General features: G+C 38.4%; 17 protein-coding genes and 1 riboswitch. Of the genes, 13 read left to right on the top strand and 4 right to left on the bottom strand.

The genetic code is table 11. The annotated features are described in order from the left end of the window. Positions 1 to 61 precede the first annotated feature (61 nt). Positions 62 to 583 (bottom strand): DUF309 domain-containing protein, encoded by a 522-nt coding sequence (locus OK414_RS22855; RefSeq protein WP_095378787.1) that lies wholly within the window; start codon positions 581 to 583, stop codon positions 62 to 64. 132 nt (positions 584 to 715) lie between these two features. After that, the gene (locus OK414_RS22850; protein ID WP_170836726.1) at positions 716 to 814 is read right to left on the bottom strand and encodes a YjcZ family sporulation protein; all 99 of its coding nucleotides are present in this window, start codon (positions 812 to 814) and stop codon (positions 716 to 718) included. 198 nt (positions 815 to 1,012) lie between these two features. Between OK414_RS22850 and OK414_RS22845 the strand changes: the two genes are divergently transcribed. The 12 genes from OK414_RS22845 to OK414_RS22790 all read left to right on the top strand — a co-directional run bounded on the left by OK414_RS22845 (position 1,013) and on the right by OK414_RS22790 (position 12,779). Then, complete coding sequence (locus OK414_RS22845) at positions 1,013 to 1,768, top strand: segregation/condensation protein A (protein ID WP_013059060.1); 756 nt, start codon at positions 1,013 to 1,015, stop codon at positions 1,766 to 1,768. Then, complete coding sequence (gene scpB, locus OK414_RS22840) at positions 1,765 to 2,337, top strand: SMC-Scp complex subunit ScpB (protein ID WP_016765498.1); 573 nt, start codon at positions 1,765 to 1,767, stop codon at positions 2,335 to 2,337. Before OK414_RS22845 ends, scpB begins: the two co-directional genes overlap by 4 nt. A gap of 118 nt (positions 2,338 to 2,455) precedes the next feature. After that, positions 2,456 to 3,604, top strand: coding sequence for a D-alanyl-D-alanine carboxypeptidase family protein (locus OK414_RS22835; RefSeq protein WP_034649021.1), 1,149 nt, complete (start codon positions 2,456 to 2,458; stop codon positions 3,602 to 3,604). Beyond that, positions 3,597 to 4,196, top strand: coding sequence for a nucleoside recognition domain-containing protein (locus OK414_RS22830; RefSeq protein WP_013059057.1), 600 nt, complete (start codon positions 3,597 to 3,599; stop codon positions 4,194 to 4,196). Before OK414_RS22835 ends, OK414_RS22830 begins: the two co-directional genes overlap by 8 nt. Continuing rightward, positions 4,193 to 4,726, top strand: coding sequence for a spore maturation protein (locus tag OK414_RS22825; RefSeq protein ID WP_013084923.1), 534 nt, complete (start codon positions 4,193 to 4,195; stop codon positions 4,724 to 4,726). The genes OK414_RS22830 and OK414_RS22825 overlap by 4 nt, the downstream gene beginning before the upstream one ends. Positions 4,727 to 4,812: 86 nt before the next feature. After that, a complete protein-coding gene (locus OK414_RS22820; protein WP_013059055.1) occupies positions 4,813 to 5,538 on the top strand; it encodes a pseudouridine synthase in 726 nt (241 codons plus the stop codon). Positions 5,539 to 5,735: 197 nt separating this feature from the next. Then, positions 5,736 to 6,257, top strand: coding sequence for a thiol-disulfide oxidoreductase ResA (gene resA, locus OK414_RS22815; RefSeq protein WP_013059054.1), 522 nt, complete (start codon positions 5,736 to 5,738; stop codon positions 6,255 to 6,257). A gap of 12 nt (positions 6,258 to 6,269) precedes the next feature. Continuing rightward, the gene (locus OK414_RS22810) at positions 6,270 to 7,892 is read left to right on the top strand and encodes a cytochrome c biogenesis protein ResB (RefSeq protein WP_034649027.1); all 1,623 of its coding nucleotides are present in this window, start codon (positions 6,270 to 6,272) and stop codon (positions 7,890 to 7,892) included. 11 nt (positions 7,893 to 7,903) lie between these two features. Continuing rightward, positions 7,904 to 9,082, top strand: a complete 1,179-nt coding sequence (gene ccsB, locus OK414_RS22805) for a c-type cytochrome biogenesis protein CcsB (RefSeq protein WP_016765494.1) — start codon at positions 7,904 to 7,906, stop codon at positions 9,080 to 9,082. A 349-nt stretch (positions 9,083 to 9,431) separates the two neighbouring features. Then, positions 9,432 to 10,148, top strand: a complete 717-nt coding sequence (locus OK414_RS22800; protein WP_013059051.1) for a response regulator transcription factor — start codon at positions 9,432 to 9,434, stop codon at positions 10,146 to 10,148. Beyond that, positions 10,148 to 11,920, top strand: a complete 1,773-nt coding sequence (locus OK414_RS22795) for an ATP-binding protein (RefSeq protein WP_013084918.1) — start codon at positions 10,148 to 10,150, stop codon at positions 11,918 to 11,920. Before OK414_RS22800 ends, OK414_RS22795 begins: the two co-directional genes overlap by 1 nt. Positions 11,921 to 12,089: 169 nt before the next feature. Then, entirely contained in the window at positions 12,090 to 12,779 is a 690-nt protein-coding gene (locus tag OK414_RS22790) for a peptidoglycan DD-metalloendopeptidase family protein (RefSeq protein ID WP_034649031.1), read from the top strand. A 33-nt stretch (positions 12,780 to 12,812) separates the two neighbouring features. Here the strand turns inward: OK414_RS22790 and serA are convergent, their stop codons facing one another. Continuing rightward, positions 12,813 to 14,387, bottom strand: a complete 1,575-nt coding sequence (gene serA, locus OK414_RS22785) for a phosphoglycerate dehydrogenase (protein ID WP_034649034.1) — start codon at positions 14,385 to 14,387, stop codon at positions 12,813 to 12,815. Between the two features lie 298 nt (positions 14,388 to 14,685). Continuing rightward, a riboswitch (FMN riboswitch) is annotated at positions 14,686 to 14,828 on the top strand. Between the two features lie 154 nt (positions 14,829 to 14,982). Here serA and OK414_RS22780 point away from each other — a divergent pair. Further along, complete coding sequence (locus OK414_RS22780) at positions 14,983 to 15,558, top strand: ECF transporter S component (protein WP_263045077.1); 576 nt, start codon at positions 14,983 to 14,985, stop codon at positions 15,556 to 15,558. 78 nt (positions 15,559 to 15,636) lie between these two features. Here the strand turns inward: OK414_RS22780 and OK414_RS22775 are convergent, their stop codons facing one another. After that, a complete protein-coding gene (locus OK414_RS22775) occupies positions 15,637 to 15,885 on the bottom strand; it encodes a ferredoxin (protein WP_013059046.1) in 249 nt (82 codons plus the stop codon). Positions 15,886 to 15,985 lie beyond the last annotated feature (100 nt).

The raw sequence follows: 15,985 nt of genomic DNA, 5'->3' as shown, positions 1-15,985 counted from the left end.
AGGTGAGGTGTGAAAGCTTCTTTCACATCTTAGTCATCATAAAACAACAGGTAGCTAGAAGCTACCTGTTGTTTTGTTTTGCCAATAAGTTCGCTTGTCTTTCCGCAATCACATCTGACCGATCTCGCGTGCTGTGACGATGAACAATCGCATCATTTTGCAGATTAGAAGCTGATAACCAGACAAGCTGTTTATCAGTGCTTCTTTGTTTGCAAGCTCGTAATAATGCTGGATCTTCAATGGGCAAGTTAATACTTTTATATGGCTGATAGGTATCGATTAAAGCTAATTGTTTGCGAAGAAGTTTAAGCAGTGAAGGATAATTAAGTCCAAGCTGCGTAATATTTTCTTCTTCCTTCGTTAAAATTGCCAGCGCCTTTTGCATCGTTCTTTTGGCTCCAGTGAAATTTTGGCGTCGATGATGATAGAGTGAAACAGCAATTTGAATAAGGCCAACCCAAATAATATTGCGGTGTCCTCTTTCGTCTTTTTTCCAGTGTTCTTCTAGCAGTTCATGACATTCAAAGTAATCCCGGTCGCCATGAAAATGAACTAAATAATCAATATAGGCTTGTGAATACAATCTTGTTCCCTCCTGGTAAGGCTCTATATGTAGTGTATCACAAAAATTAGCTATTCATCAGCGCGGTGCCTTTAAAGAGACAAACGTGCTCAAGGTATGGTGAACACGTTTGTTTTTATTCAATATGTGTGGTTAGAAGCGTAAGCAAGAACAACCAACAATAATTAATAAAATAAACAGTACAACAATTAAAGCGAAACCGCTACCGTATCCACAAGATTTTTCACCCATGCGAGTTCCTCCTTCAGCCATTTCAAAATCTTATTACCTTGACATCATATGTATGTTTGAATTTTTTGTATGGGCAAATGACCTATTTTTACGTTAATTTGTATTGGACATGTGTCTATAATCCTCTATACTAATGATAGTAACGTTATATAAAGCAGCAGAAATGATAAGCAATTGAAAAGTGTTGGTGAGATAAAAGTGGAGTATAGTGTAAAAGTAGATGCGTTTGAAGGACCTTTAGATCTTCTTCTGCATTTGATTAACCGATTTGAAATTGATATTTACGATATCCCAGTAGCGACAATTACTGAGCAATATATGATGTTTATACATACAATGAATGAGCTTCAGCTAGACGTTGCCAGTGAATATCTAGTCATGGCAGCAACTTTGCTTCAAATTAAAAGTAAAATGCTTCTGCCTACGTATGAAGAAGATATGGATGAAATTGAAATGGTCGATGAAGAAGATCCGCGTGAAGAATTGATGCAGCGCTTAATTGAATATCGAAAGTTTAAAGAAGCGGCTGTAGAGCTTCAAAAGCTGGAAGAAGACCAAAGTCATGTGTATACAAAACCTCCAAGTAATGTGCAAATAAATGCAGAAGAACGTACGCAGCCTCAGGATGAAGGATTGGATATATCACTGTATGATATGCTAAGTGCTTTTCAAAAGTTGATGAAACGAAAGCAAAATAAAAAGCCTATGCAGACGAAAATAGCAAGGCAAGACATTCCAATTGACAAGCGCATGAGTGAAATTGTGAATGAATTAAAAGCCTTTAAAGGGAAAAAAAGTTTTTATCAGCTGTTTCCTTATCAAGAGCGTGATCATATTGTTGTAACGTTTTTAGCTGTGCTGGAATTAATGAAAGAAAATGAAATCGTTGTGGAACAGCAGCACAATCTAGACGAGCTTTATGTATCGTATCGAGAAAGGAATGAAGAGGAATGACAACGAATAATCTACAGGCTATTATTGAGAGCTTGCTTTTTGTTTCTGGTGATGAAGGTCTATCTATTAGCCGGCTAGCTGAGATTATAGAAAAGCCTCATGAAGACATTCAAGGTGCTTTGGAGAGCTTAAAGCAAGAGTGTAAGTTCAGAGGAGTTACACTTGTTGAAATAGGAGGGGCCTATCAGCTTGTCACAAAAAAAGACTATGCACCATATATTGAGAAGCTCGTAGAAGCTCCCGCTAATCAATCATTATCACAAGCAGCGCTTGAAACGTTAGCTATTGTAGCGTATAAGCAGCCAATTACAAGAGCTGAAATCGAAGAGATTCGCGGAGTGAAAACGGAAAGACCTCTTCAAACTTTAATTGGAAAAGTTTTATTAAAGGAAGTGGGACGAGCGGAAGGCGCGGGGCGGGCCATCTTATACGGAACGACAAAAGAATTTTTAGGCTATTTTGGCCTTAAAAGTATCGAAGAGCTGCCGCCGCTTCCAGAAGATTTATTACAAGAAGGAACCGATCAAGAAGCAGATTTGTTTTTTCAATCGTTTCAAGAAATGAAGTGAAAATGTAAAAGAACATAGAGTTTTTTCTATGTTCTTTTTTGTATGGACAAATCTTTTCATTCATAACCAAAAAAGACGAGCATAAACTTGTACAAACAGGTAGAGGGACGGGGATGACATGAAAAGAAGCAAAAAAAGTATCATCTATCTATTTATTGTATTGCTATGTCTCAGCGGTTGGCCTTCCATATCATCTGCAGCGGGGAGCGTAAGTGCTCATAGTGCTATTTTGATGGAACAGAAATCAGGGAGAGTGTTATATGCTAAAAATGCAGATCAAGTTAGCCGAATTGCTAGCATTACAAAAATTATGACAGCAATACTGGCGATTGAATCTGGCAAAATAAATAAAACAGTTACTGTGAGCCACAGCGCAGTTGGTGTTGAAGGTTCTTCTGTGTATTTAGTTGAAGGTGAAAAAATAAAATTAAAAGATTTAGTATATGGCTTGATGCTTCGTTCAGGTAATGATGCTGCTGTAGCTATCGCAGAATCCGTTGGAGGAAGCGAAGATGGATTTGTTTATTTGATGAATAAAAAAGCAGAAGAAATTGGCATGACAAATACAACATTTCAAAATCCGCACGGATTAGACGATCATGAAAATCATCGCTCAACCGCGCACGATATGGCTCTGCTCATGCGCTATGCAATGAATAATAAAATTTTCAAAGAGATTTCAGGAACAAAAGTCTATCGAATGAAGCATCCTGAAGAGAAATGGGATCGAGTGTGGAAAAACAAAAATAAACTGCTGACAACACTATATGCATACTGTACTGGCGGAAAAACAGGGTATACAAAATTAGCAAAACGAACGCTTGTGACAACTGCTACAAAAGATGGAATGGATTTAATTGCCGTAACGATTAATGCTCCAGATGATTGGAACGATCACATTTCCATGTATGAAAATGCATTTGATAAATATGATATGACCAGTTTAGCTTCAAAAGGAGAATTGGCCGATATAAAAAATTCTTTCTATAAAGATCAGCTGTATATTAAACGAAATGTCGTCTATCCGCTCACAAAGAAAGAACAAAGCTCTGTAGAAGTAAAAACAACGTTAATTCAGCCTAAAAAGCAGTGGAAAGAAACAGGGGAAGTTCCAAATGTGGTAGGAAAGCTCGATATTTATAGAAGTGGAGAGACGATTGACAGTGTTCCAATTTATTTCGAAAAGCAGTCCGAGCAGCAAAAAGGTTTTTTTGATAAAGTGAAGCGATTAATGTTTATTCAGTCTGGAGCCAAAACAGATGGTTAATATTATTTGGATGCTGCTGACCATTATCGGAATTGTTTTTGCGATTATAAATGGAAAAATTGGTGATGTAAACAAAGCAATTTTTCAAGGAGCAGGCGAAGCAGTGACCATCAGCATTGGGTTAATCAGCGTGCTGGTCTTTTGGTTAGGGATGATGAATATTGCTCAAAGTGCAGGACTTCTCGACAAGTTAGCGAAACTGTTTCGACCCATCATTACAAGACTTTTTCCTGATGTTCCAAAAGATCATCCGGCCTTAGGGTATATATTGTCCAATATGATGGCGAATATGTTTGGGCTCGGGAATGCGGCAACTCCTCTTGGCATTAAAGCGATGGAGCAGCTTAAAAAGCTAAACGGCGATAGAGACGAAGCAAGCCGTTCTATGATCACACTTTTAGCACTTAACACAACCAGTTTAACACTTATACCAACCACAGTTATTGCCATTCGGATTACGTATAACTCGGCTAATCCTACTGAAATTGTCGGTACCACGCTTTTAGCAACTGTTGTAGCTACGATAGGAGCTATCATCATTGATCGCTTCTTTTATTATCGACGTACACGAAAAGGAGGAAAACGAAAATGACTATGCTTAATCAAGTATCATTGATGTTTATTCCTCTTATCGTAGGATGCATTTTACTTTATGGAACCTATAAAAAAATTCCTACGTATGAAAAGTTTGTAGAGGGAGGGAAAGACGGATTACAAATTGCTTTTTCCATCATTCCTTACTTAGTCGGCATGTTAGTGAGCATCTCTATTTTCCGGGCTTCAGGAGCGCTTGATTTTTTCTTATCTGTTTTAAAACCTATGCTGCAAGCAGTCGGCGTTCCGGCTGAAATTGTACCTTTAGCTCTTATCAAACCAATATCTGGAACGGCTGCTCTTGGTATCACGACGGATCTAATTTCTACATACGGACCTGATTCTTTTATCGGTCGTTTGGCATCGACCATGCAGGGAAGTACAGATACCACATTTTATATTTTAACGGTTTATTTCGGAGCGGTTGGCATTAAAAAAATGGGAGATGCGCTGAAGGTTGGTTTACTGGCAGATTTGGTAGGAATTATTGCCTCAGTTGTCATTGTAATCCTTGTGTTTGGCCGGTAAGAAATCGAAAATTCTACCTCTGGGTGGCAAATACACTTGTGTATTACTTCGTAAACAAGTAAGATGTTACAAGAGGTGAAGTGTTAATGGAACGATTACAAAAAGTGATTGCTCACGCAGGTGTAGCATCAAGACGTAAAGCTGAAGAATTAATCGGCCAAGGCCGAGTGAAAGTAAATGGAAAAGTTGTAAGAGAATTGGGCACGAAAGTAGGTCCTAACGATAAAATTGAAGTAGACGAAGTGCCTGTAGAAAGCGAAGCGCCCGTTTATTTTATGTTATACAAACCAAGAGGCGTAATTTCAGCTGCTAACGACGACAAGGGAAGAAAAACAGTCGTTGACTTCTTTCCACATGTAGAAGAAAGAATTTATCCAATTGGACGTCTAGACTATGATACGTCGGGTTTACTTCTTTTAACAAACGACGGTGAATTTGCTAATCAGCTAATGCACCCTAAATTTGAAGTGGACAAAGTGTATGTGGCTAAAATTAAAGGAATTCCAAGTCGTGAAAAAATCAGACAGCTGCAGCGCGGTGTGATGCTAGAGGACGGAAAAACAGCACCAGCTCGTGCAAAAGTTCTTTCTATTGATAAAAGCAAGCAGACGGCGATTGTGGAATTGACGATTCATGAAGGGAAAAATCGTCAAGTACGTCGCATGTTCGATGCAATTGGGCATTCTGTCTTAAAATTAAAACGTGAACGCTACGGACCTTTAGATTTACGCGGATTAAATGCAGGAGAAGCTCGTGAGCTTACAGCGCATGAAGTCAAACAATTATATTCAATGTCTCAAACGGGTAAGTAATTTTCACTTACCTGTTTTTTTTATGAAAAATGTCGTGAATTAGAAAAACAAGCAAGGTTTTTTGAAAAAATGTCGAACTTGTAGAATGAGAGGAAGACTTCACAGAAACGTCGAAATATTATTGGAAAGCCACTACCACAAAAATGATATAATGGTAGAAAAAAGCGTATTGAAAGCGGTTAAAAGGAGTTCATGCCATGAAAAAAAAGCGCTTGATTATTCGAACAGTTATATTGGCAGTTTTGCTGTGCGCGGTTGGATATACCCTTTATGCTCAATTTTTTGCTGATAAACAAAAGGTATCAGTAGGAGATAAGGCACCTGACTTTATATTAAGAGATGTTAATGGAGAAACTCATCAGCTATCAGATTACAAAGGCAAAGGAGTTTTTTTGAATTTTTGGGGAACATGGTGCAAGCCCTGTAAACAAGAGATGCCGGCTATGGAAAAGCAGTATGCATCATATAAAAAGCAAGGTGTCGAAATTCTAGCTGTTAACGTTGCAGAAACGAATATAGCAGTAGAGCAATTTGCTAAACAGTATGAGCTATCTTTTCCGATTTTGATGGATAAAGATTCACAAGTGTTGGGTGCATACGGAATAGATCCTCTGCCGACTACATTTTTAATTGATAAAAACGGAAAGATTGTAGACAGTTTTATTGGGGGATTGGAAGAATCTAAAATAAAAGAATATATGGAAGAAATTAAACCATAGGGAGTGTTGACAATGAAACACGTAAAATGTGAATGTGGACACGTTAACCCGCATGGTACGATTTTGTGTGAAGCCTGTGGTAAGCCGATTGCAGAAGAAACAACTGATAAATTAGTAGATATGCGTTATGAAGGAAGCGCAAGGCGATCGCAAACGTACAATAAAACAGTTATCGATAAAATATGGAACTTTTTCTCTTCTGTAAAAGTAGGTATTTGGATCATTATCGTGACGCTTGTTGCGTCTGCAGTCGGAACCATTTATCCTCAAGAAGCTTACATACCTCCTAATGTGACAGCAGATGAGTATTACCAAAAGGAATATGGATGGACAGGAGAGCTTTATTATAAGTTAGGTTTTCATCATCTCTACGAATCGTGGTGGTACTTGCTTTTAATTGCTGCTTTAGGAATGTCGTTAGTCATTTGCAGTTTAGATCGAGTAGTGCCTTTGTACCGAGCTCTAAAAAGGCAGAGTGTAACAAAACATCCAAACTTCTTAAAAAGACAGCGTTTATATACCACTTCATCATCGTGGACGGATCAAGATTATGAACATGTAAAAAGTATGCTTAAAAAAAGAAGATACTCTATTCGTGAAGAAAACGGCAATCTGCTGGTTGAAAAAGGACGCTTCTCAAGATGGGGTCCATACGTTAATCATATCGGTCTCATTATCTTTTTACTAGGTGCTATGCTTAGGTTTGTACCAGGTATGTATATAGATGAAGTTCTTTGGATCCGTGAAGGTGAAACAAAAGTTATTCCTGGGACGAACGGAGAGTATTTTTTGAAAAACCATCGTTTTACTGTTGAAATGTATGATAAAGATAGCGAAAACGCTGTGTTTCAAGAAGCAATTGATCGTGCAGGGAATAATAAAGTAGCCAAAAAATATGAAGCGGATGTTAGTCTGTATAAGCGCGAAGGAAAGCTTATACCGGGAGCAGATCCAAAGTTAAAGAAAATAAAAGATTCAGAGATTCGTGTGAATCAGCCGCTTAAGTTTGAAGGATATGCCATGTACCAAGTGGATTTCAAGTTAAATGAATTTAGCTCTATGTCTTTCCATTTAACAGATAAAAATGCAAATAGAAACGTTGGTTCACTTACAGTAGATTTACATAATCCAAAAGAAACATATGATCTAAAAAACGGATATAAAGTCAAGCTCATGAGTTACTTTCCAGACTTTTTCTTTGATGATGAAGGAAATCCAAATACAAAGACCAGAGTGCCTAACAATCCGGCTTTTGTATTTAAAATGATTACCCCTCAGCATAAAAAAGGTGAAGTTGCTTTTGTTGGAATTAGAGAGAACTTGGAGCCCCTAGGAAATAACGATTATAAAATGACCTTTGCTGGTGTGGAAACGAAAAATGTAACGGGATTAACTGTTCGCAGAGACTATACGCTTTGGTTTTTAGGAGTTGGCGGAGCCATCTTTATGATTGGTGTAATTCAAGGGATGTATTGGAATCATCGCCGCATGTGGATTCAAAAAGTCAATAATGAGATATGGTTGGCCGCACATACAAATAAAAACTGGTATGGGCTTAAAAAAGAACTAAATGGTTTATTAGAATCAACATCCCTTACACAGCTGAAGGACCAAAATGATAAAGAAACAAAATAGGAGGAAAAAGCATGGATTACGCGAGTATAAGTAGTAATTTACTGTATGTGGCGTTTATTGCTTATTTAGTTGCAACCTTTTTTTTCGGAGGAGCTATTCGAGATAAGAGAGCAGCTCAAAAGAAAACAAAGTGGGCAACGTTTGGAATTGCGGTTACCATCATCGGCTTTATTGCACAGATTGGCTACTTCATTACAAGATGGATTGCATCAGGCCACGCTCCTGTTAGTAATTTATTTGAATTTACGACGTTTTTTGGCATGATGCTTGTTGGCGCATTTATTGTTATTTACTTTATTTATCGTCTTAGCATGCTTGGACTTTTTGCATTGCCGGTGGCTCTTTTGATCATTGCTTATGCAAGCATGTTTCCAACTGAAATTACGCCGCTGATACCGGCTCTGCAAACGAATTGGCTGCATATTCACGTTACAACCGCAGCTACGGGTGAAGCCGTGCTTTCTATTAGCTTTGTTGCAGGATTGATTTATTTAATCAAAACGATTGACCAATCCAAGCGAAATAAAAAAGCATTTTGGCTGGAATTCATCCTGTATACGCTTATTAGTACTCTTGGGTTTGTAGCGGTGACGCTGGCTTTTAATGCGGCACACTACGAGTCATCATTTAATTGGATTAATAAAAGTGGAGAACAAGAGCAAGCCGTGTATCATATGGTTCCGCTAGTGGGGCCGCATCAAAGTGAATGGACAGATGGGAACGATATACAGCCGCTTATTGATATGCCCGCTATTATCAATGCTAAAAAATTAAATACGGTCATTTGGTCGTTAGCTGGTGGATTCGTCTTATATTGGCTGATTCGTCTTATTTTACGGAAGCGAATTGGAGCTGCGCTGCAGCCGCTTGTGAAACAGGTAAACAGCGACTTGCTTGATGAAGTAAGCTACAGAGCAGTGGCGATTGGATTTCCTATTTTCACACTAGGAGCACTTATTTTCGCTATGATTTGGGCTCAGATGGCCTGGACGCGTTTTTGGGGGTGGGACCCTAAAGAGGTGTGGGCGCTGATCACCTTTTTATTTTACGCCGCTTTTCTTCATCTTCGGCTGTCGAAAGGGTGGCACGGTGAAAAATCAGCTTGGCTGGCAGTTGGCGGATTTGCCATCATTATGTTCAACTTAGTGGCTGTGAACCTAATTATTGCAGGTTTACATTCATATGCGTAACCTTTAATAATAGCATAGAGCCTGAAACGAAGATATTTTAGTTGAAGAAAGATCCGAACGAATGAGCTTCTTGATGGAGAATCTCATTCGTTCGGATTTTTTCATTGAGATGGTGAACGCAAAGTTCGTGTATGTAGGTGCTTATAGCCGTGGAACAAGCGATCCCTACTAGCTTCTTTATTTTATTTATTCAGCTGTAGATTGCATGGATTTCGTTGCGTCTCAACCTCTTTTTGGTAAAAACAGCTGTTTTTCGTAAAGGTGTTCACGAATTGTCACATTGTTTGGGTATCATAAGTAGAACTCGCTGGTTTTTTTTTGTACACTAAGACTAGGAGGTTGAAAATACATGCAAAACGAACAAAGATTACTGCTAGTAGACGATGAAGATCGCATTAGACGATTGTTAAAAATGTACTTAGAAAAAGAAGGATACATCATTGAAGAAGCAGCAGATGGGCATGAAGCAATCGAAAAAGCGTTACACATAGACTATGATTTGATTGTATTGGATTTAATGATGCCCGGCATAGATGGTATTGAGGTTTGTAAACAAATTCGGGAGAAAAAAGCAACTCCTATTATCATGCTTACAGCCAAAGGGGAAGAAGTAAACAGAGTCCAAGGGTTTGAAGTAGGTACAGATGATTATATCGTTAAGCCGTTTAGCCCAAGAGAAGTGGTTCTTCGCGTAAAAGCACTGCTTCGACGTTCCTCTCAAGCAACGTTTATTCAACCAGAAACGAGCGTGAAAAATCTTATCGTCTTTGATCACTTAACGATTGATAATGATGCACATCGCGTTACAGCAGACGGAAAAGAAGTTAACTTAACTCCAAAAGAATATGAATTATTATGCTACCTTGCAAAAACGCCAGATAAAGTATATGACAGAGAACAGCTGCTGCGTGAAGTATGGCATTATGATTTCTTTGGAGATCTTCGTACGGTAGATACGCACGTCAAGCGTTTGCGTGAAAAGTTAAATCGTGTATCGTCACAAGCGGCGAAAATGATTGTAACCGTATGGGGAGTAGGGTATAAATTTGAGGTTGAAAATAACTGATGTTTTGGAGAAGTGTAGTTGGTAAACTATGGTTTACTATCCTATTGCTCGTCACGCTTGTTTTATTTATTTTGACTATTTTATTGCTTCAGTTTTTTGAAAATTATCATGTTGTAGATGCAGAAAACCGTTTAACTAAAACAGCTGCTAAAATCTCTACCATTGTGCAGGAAACGGACGATGAAAAACTAGGACTATCCATTGCTCGTGAACTTGCAGACCAAGCAAGTGTAGTTATTGTTCAAGACAAAGATTTTTATTGGCATTCCACCCATCCTGATAAAGAAAATAAGAAAGCTATTTCGGCCATTGTTAAACAAAACGATCAGCTAAATCAAGTGGTTGAAAAAGGTAAAGTAATACGGGAAAAAATGTACATGACCACAAAGAAAGACACGAGTGATGAACCTTTAATGTTTGTTGTCGGTGTACCTTTAATGAAAGATAACAAACCGACAGGCGGCGTTTATTTGTATCAATCTCTTTCTGAAATTGAAGAACCCGCTCAGTATACGACTAAGTTCATTTTATTGGCTGCAGGTATTGCTATTATTTTAACTACTATCTTTGCTTTTTTCTTATCCACTCGAATTACAGCGCCTCTTAGAAAAATGAGGCAGGCGGCATTTGAAGTAACAAAAGGCAACTTTGATACAAAAGTACCTATTTTAACTCACGATGAAATTGGAGAGTTAGCGATTGCTTTTAATCAAATGGGCAGGCAGTTAAAGTTTAACCTCAATGCGCTTAATCAGGAAAAAGAGCAGCTTTCAAGTATTTTAAGCAGTATGGCAGACGGTGTTATTACGTTTAGTAGAGACGGATCGATTTTAATTACCAACCCCCCAGCGGAGCATTTTCTTCAGACTTGGTATTATGAGCAGGATGTCAACAATCAGCAGGTGCCGGAGCTTCCAGCAAACGTTGTCCATTTGTTTCAAACGGTAGTAGAGACTGAAACCGAGCGAAGTGCAGAATTGAAAATTCAAGGGAAAACATGGGTCATTTTAATGTCACCGCTCTATAATCAAACGAAAATTCGCGGTGCTGTAGCCGTACTACGAGATATGTCTGAAGAGCGTAAACTTGATAAATCGAGAAAAGATTTTATTGCAAACGTGTCTCATGAATTGCGTACACCTATTTCTATGCTTCAAGGTTATAGTGAAGCTATTATTGACGATATTGCAAGTACGGATGAAGAAAAGAAAGAAATTGCACAGGTGATTTATGATGAATCACTCCGTATGGGCCGGCTTGTAAATGAACTTTTAGATTTGGCGCGAATGGAAGCGGGACATGTGCAGCTTCACTTAGAATCTGTAGCAATGGTTGAATTTACAGAACGTGTTTTGCGTAAGTTTCAAGGGTTAGCTAAAGAAAAACATATTAAATTGTCTCTTAATGGAAAAGTAGAAGATGAATTTGAGGCGATGATTGATTCAGACCGTATGGAACAAGTGCTGACAAACTTAATTGATAATGCTATTCGTCATACGGATGACTACGGAGAAGTAAAGCTGCATCTTGATAAAAGTCAATCCGAAATCCATCTTTCTGTTCAAGATACAGGAGCAGGCATTCCGAAAGAAGATCTTCCATTTGTATTTGAACGATTTTATAAAGCGGATAAAGCCAGAACAAGAGGGAAGTCAGGAACTGGTCTTGGGCTTGCAATCGCCAAAAATATCGTGGAGGCACATCAAGGGATCATTGCGGTTGAAAGTGAATTAAATGAAGGAACAACTTTCTTTATCAAACTGCCAAAGTAAACACATGCTAAATAACAGCTTGTTCGGCTGAAATAATAAGAATAACAAAGAGATGTGATTCAGTGGAGAATCACATCTCTTTGTTTTTTCTATAAACAAGTCTAAAAGAGAAGGAATTGGCATATAGTATGTTTTGTGTGCAATGATCTACATAGGAGGTTCTTTCTTCATGATTGACGTGTTAAGAAGAATATTGGTTGTATTAGTAATGGGATTGTGTATAGGTCTTTTATTTTTGGGCGGGCAAATGGTAAAAGCAGAAGAGAAGCAGTGGGAGTGGCCGGTTGAAGGAGTCTTAACTGATATATTTGGTTCACGTCACGCCAAACACTTTGGAATTGATATAGCAGCACCTGTTGGTACACAGGTGTATGCTGTTGCAAAAGGAGTGGTGAGCCGCTCTTATTATTCAAATACATATGGACAGGTTGTTTTTATCAAACAAACAAATGGATACGAAACGGTCTATGCTCATCTAGAGGAACGTTTTGTTGCAGAAGGAAATCGTGTAGCCGCAGGTCAAAACATTGGACGAGTTGGCAATACAGGGCGATCTTCAGGTGCACATTTGCATTTTGAAGTTCATCAAGGAAGGTGGAATCCGGATAAAACCAATGCAGTAAACCCACTTGCCAAATTGGACAAGCAAAAACTATCTGCATACGTAAAAAGCGATTTAGCTGCCACGGTTTTTCAGCAGTTACATCAGACTTCTGATAACTGTATTCTTATCCATCAAGGAGATACATTATCTGAGCTTGCAGTCAAATATGAAGTAGATATGGATCAGCTAAGAAAGTGGAATCATTTAGAAAATACGATGTTAAATGCAGGACAAGTGTTAAAAATAAGTCCATAAAAAAAAGAGCCGCTCAGGCTCTTTTTTTCAATGTCACAATTCAATACGCTGTATGGTCACAATTTCGTTTGTTTGTTTTAACGAAGCGATGACAGAATCATCTAAAAGTTTATCAAACGTAAGCATCATAATGGCTTCTCCGCCTTTTTGCTTACGGCCCACTTGCATGGTAGCAATGTTAATACGTAAATCTCCAAGTACTTTCCCTACATTTCCAATAACTCCAGGCTGATCACTATGACGGATATAAAGAAGATGTCCTTCCGGATAAAAATCAATATCAAACGAATCAATATTAACAATTCGAGGTCCATAGCCGGCTATATAGGTGCCCGTAATGGTAAATGTACGCTGTTCGCCTGTTACGGTAACGTCAATCATATTGGAATATCCTTGCGTATCTTCCGATGTTTTTTCACCAAATGTAATTCCTCGTTCTTTGGCAATCATAGAAGCATTGACTTCGTTAACAGGTGAGTCGATACGATGAGTTAAAAAGCCTGATAATAAGCTTCGTGTAATATAAGTGGTTTCCAAATCCGTCACTGTACCTCCGTAGGAGATAGAGATATGCTGAACAGGTTCTCGCATGCATTGAGATAAGATAGCTCCCATTTGTTTAGTAAGGCTCGTAAACGGCTGAATTTTTTCAAAAACTTCTTTAGAAAGCGTTGGTAAATTAATGGATGAGCTTACAGGATTACCTTCTAGAAAACGCAAAACGTCATGTGCCACGTCTTCAGCAACGTTAAGCTGGGCTTCTTTTGTAGAAGCTCCTAAATGGGGAGTTGTAATAACTTGATCAAAATGTAACAAAGGGTTATCAATCGGCGGCTCAACTTCAAATACGTCAATAGCTGCACCTTGAACATGGCCAATTTCTAAATAATGAACTAAGGCTTTTTCATCAATGATCCCGCCGCGTGCGCAGTTTAATAAAAACACACCCTTCTTTGTTTTGGCTAACGTGTCACGATTGAGCAATCCCTTTGTTTCTTTGGTAAGTGGAGTGTGCACGGTAATAACATCCGCTGCTGCTAGTAATTCATCCAGGGATAATAGTTCTACGCCTAGCTTTTCAGCTCGGGAAGAGGTTAAAAAAGGATCGTAAACGTGAACGCTCATATTGAAGGCTTTTGCGCGTTTGGCAAGCTCTGAGCCAATTCGTCCAAATCCGATAATGCCCAGGTGTTTGCGATTAAGCTCTGTTCCAACAAATGCTGAGCGGTTCCATTCGCGCGCTTTGACTGAAGCATTTCCTTGGGGGATATGCCGAAACAAGCTAGCCATCATAGCAAATGTATGTTCCGCCGTTGAAATGGTATTTCCGTTCGGCGCGTTAATAACGACAACCCCTCGTTTGGTTGAGGCTTCAATATCAATATTATCGACACCTACTCCAGCGCGAGCAACAATTTTTAAATTCGGCATTTTTGCCAGCAAATCCTCTGTAACCGTCGTAGCACTCCGTACTAAAAGCGCATCGTACGTATGCAAATCATTCTCAACTTCTTCAACTTTTTTTCGCGTAAGATTCACATGAGGAGCTTCAAGTAGTGGAGCAAGACCTTCATTGCTAATTGAATCAGCTACTAATACATTATACATGACGTGAACATCTCCCTTGGATTTTACTATCATCAAATATTTGATAATTTACCATGTTAAAAAAATTCTGTCAATTATATTTTTCAAACTTTACGATTAGTTATCAAATACACAATTATAAACGTAAAATTGAAACTATAAATATGTTATAATGCTGTTGGTTATGCACTTATTTCCTTATTTTACATATAAAACAGTAATGAAGTTTATAAAAGACATCAATTTAATAGGAATTAAAAAACTTCTTTATTTACTTTTAATTCGAGATAACATATAATAAATTCATAATTAAATATTGGTCTATCTTCGGGGCAGGGTGAAATTCCCGACCGGCGGTAAAAAACAAATTGTTTTGAGCCCGCGAGCTTATATGTAATACATACGAGCAGATTTGGTGAAATTCCAAAGCCGACAGTACAGTCTGGATGGGAGAAGGTGGAGGTTCAGCGTTCAAAACCTAATGTGATGAACGTTTATTAAATATGCCTGCCATGTCTCCTCTCAACGAATCATTTGTTGGGAGGTTTTTGCGTGGGGATATAAAGTTGAACCTTTCTTCTTTGAAGAGTGGATCACAAAGAAGGAGAGAGGCAAGATGCAACAAAGTAAGAAAACTCAAAAGCTGGTCATACTAGGAATGTTAAGTAGTATTGCTTATATTTTAATGATAATTAATTTTCCAATTCCTGGATTACCTCCGTTTTTAACAATTGATTTTAGCGAAATTCCTGCACTCGTAGCAGCACTTGTATTTGGACCGATGGCTGCTGTTATAGTAGAAGGAATAAAAAATTTATTGAATTATTTAATTCAAGGAAGTGCTACAGGGGTTCCAGTTGGTCAAGTGGCGAACTTTGTGGCTGGTTTACTGTTCGTTCTTCCTGTATCATACATGTTCAACCGATTTAAAACAGCTAAAGGTGTAACGATAGGTTTGGTTACGGGTACGGTGGTAATGACGGTACTCATGGCTGTCTTAAATTATTATGTCTTCTTACCAGCGTATACAATCTTCTTGCAATCGCCAGAAATGTCTAGTGAACAAGCACGTCAATATATCGTTGCAGGTATTTTGCCGTTTAACTTAATAAAAGGAGCAGCAACAGGGGTTATCTTTGTCTTATTGTTTTCAAAAATGAAGCAATGGATCACACGTCGCATTGCTGTTTAATTCAATCGCTCTCCCGGGGAGAGCGATTTTTATATATAAAAAAACCTGCAGCATGTACACTACAGGTTTGCTCCATACTTATTCGAATTTATTAGCATCGCCTTCGAATTTTTCATCCGCTACGCGAATTGAATCCGTAGGGCAGCCTTCCATTGCATCCATCATATCATCTTCTAGATCTTCTGGAATTTCTACTACACCTTGGTTATCATCTAATGTTACGAATGCAATACCTTCATCATCATAATCATAAATGTCTGGTGCTGCTGCTCCGCAAGCGCCGCATGCGATGCAAGTATCTTTATCAACAATTGTATATTTTGGCATAACAAGACCTCCTGTAAAGTGTTCGAAAATTTCTCATTATATAATCTCTTGGCGAATCAAGAGTGAAATTTCTCCTTATTCATTGTAAAATGATTTATAA

The sequence above is a fragment of the Priestia sp. JV24 genome (genome assembly GCF_025910025.1).
Lineage (GTDB): Bacteria > Bacillota > Bacilli > Bacillales > Bacillaceae_H > Priestia > Priestia megaterium.
The sequence above is the reverse complement of the archived record's forward strand: the minus strand, read 5'-3'. Positions and strand labels throughout refer to the sequence as shown.

Bases quoted from the DNA above. Each gene is read 5' to 3' on its own strand.
- OK414_RS22775 (WP_013059046.1), bottom strand. From the start codon at position 15,885: ATGCCAAAATATACAATTGTTGATAAAGATACTTGCATCGCATGCGGC.
- OK414_RS22850 (WP_170836726.1), bottom strand. From the start codon at position 814: ATGGGTGAAAAATCTTGTGGATACGGTAGCGGTTTCGCTTTAATTGTT.
- OK414_RS22825 (WP_013084923.1), top strand. From the start codon at position 4,193: ATGACTATGCTTAATCAAGTATCATTGATGTTTATTCCTCTTATCGTA.
- serA (WP_034649034.1), bottom strand. From the start codon at position 14,387: ATGTATAATGTATTAGTAGCTGATTCAATTAGCAATGAAGGTCTTGCT.
- OK414_RS22800 (WP_013059051.1), top strand. From the start codon at position 9,432: ATGCAAAACGAACAAAGATTACTGCTAGTAGACGATGAAGATCGCATT.
- resA (WP_013059054.1), top strand. From the start codon at position 5,736: ATGAAAAAAAAGCGCTTGATTATTCGAACAGTTATATTGGCAGTTTTG.
- OK414_RS22835 (WP_034649021.1), top strand. From the start codon at position 2,456: ATGAAAAGAAGCAAAAAAAGTATCATCTATCTATTTATTGTATTGCTA.
- OK414_RS22810 (WP_034649027.1), top strand. From the start codon at position 6,270: ATGAAACACGTAAAATGTGAATGTGGACACGTTAACCCGCATGGTACG.
- ccsB (WP_016765494.1), top strand. From the start codon at position 7,904: ATGGATTACGCGAGTATAAGTAGTAATTTACTGTATGTGGCGTTTATT.
- scpB (WP_016765498.1), top strand. From the start codon at position 1,765: ATGACAACGAATAATCTACAGGCTATTATTGAGAGCTTGCTTTTTGTT.
- OK414_RS22780 (WP_263045077.1), top strand. From the start codon at position 14,983: ATGCAACAAAGTAAGAAAACTCAAAAGCTGGTCATACTAGGAATGTTA.
- OK414_RS22795 (WP_013084918.1), top strand. From the start codon at position 10,148: ATGTTTTGGAGAAGTGTAGTTGGTAAACTATGGTTTACTATCCTATTG.
- OK414_RS22790 (WP_034649031.1), top strand. From the start codon at position 12,090: ATGATTGACGTGTTAAGAAGAATATTGGTTGTATTAGTAATGGGATTG.
- OK414_RS22820 (WP_013059055.1), top strand. From the start codon at position 4,813: ATGGAACGATTACAAAAAGTGATTGCTCACGCAGGTGTAGCATCAAGA.
- OK414_RS22830 (WP_013059057.1), top strand. From the start codon at position 3,597: ATGGTTAATATTATTTGGATGCTGCTGACCATTATCGGAATTGTTTTT.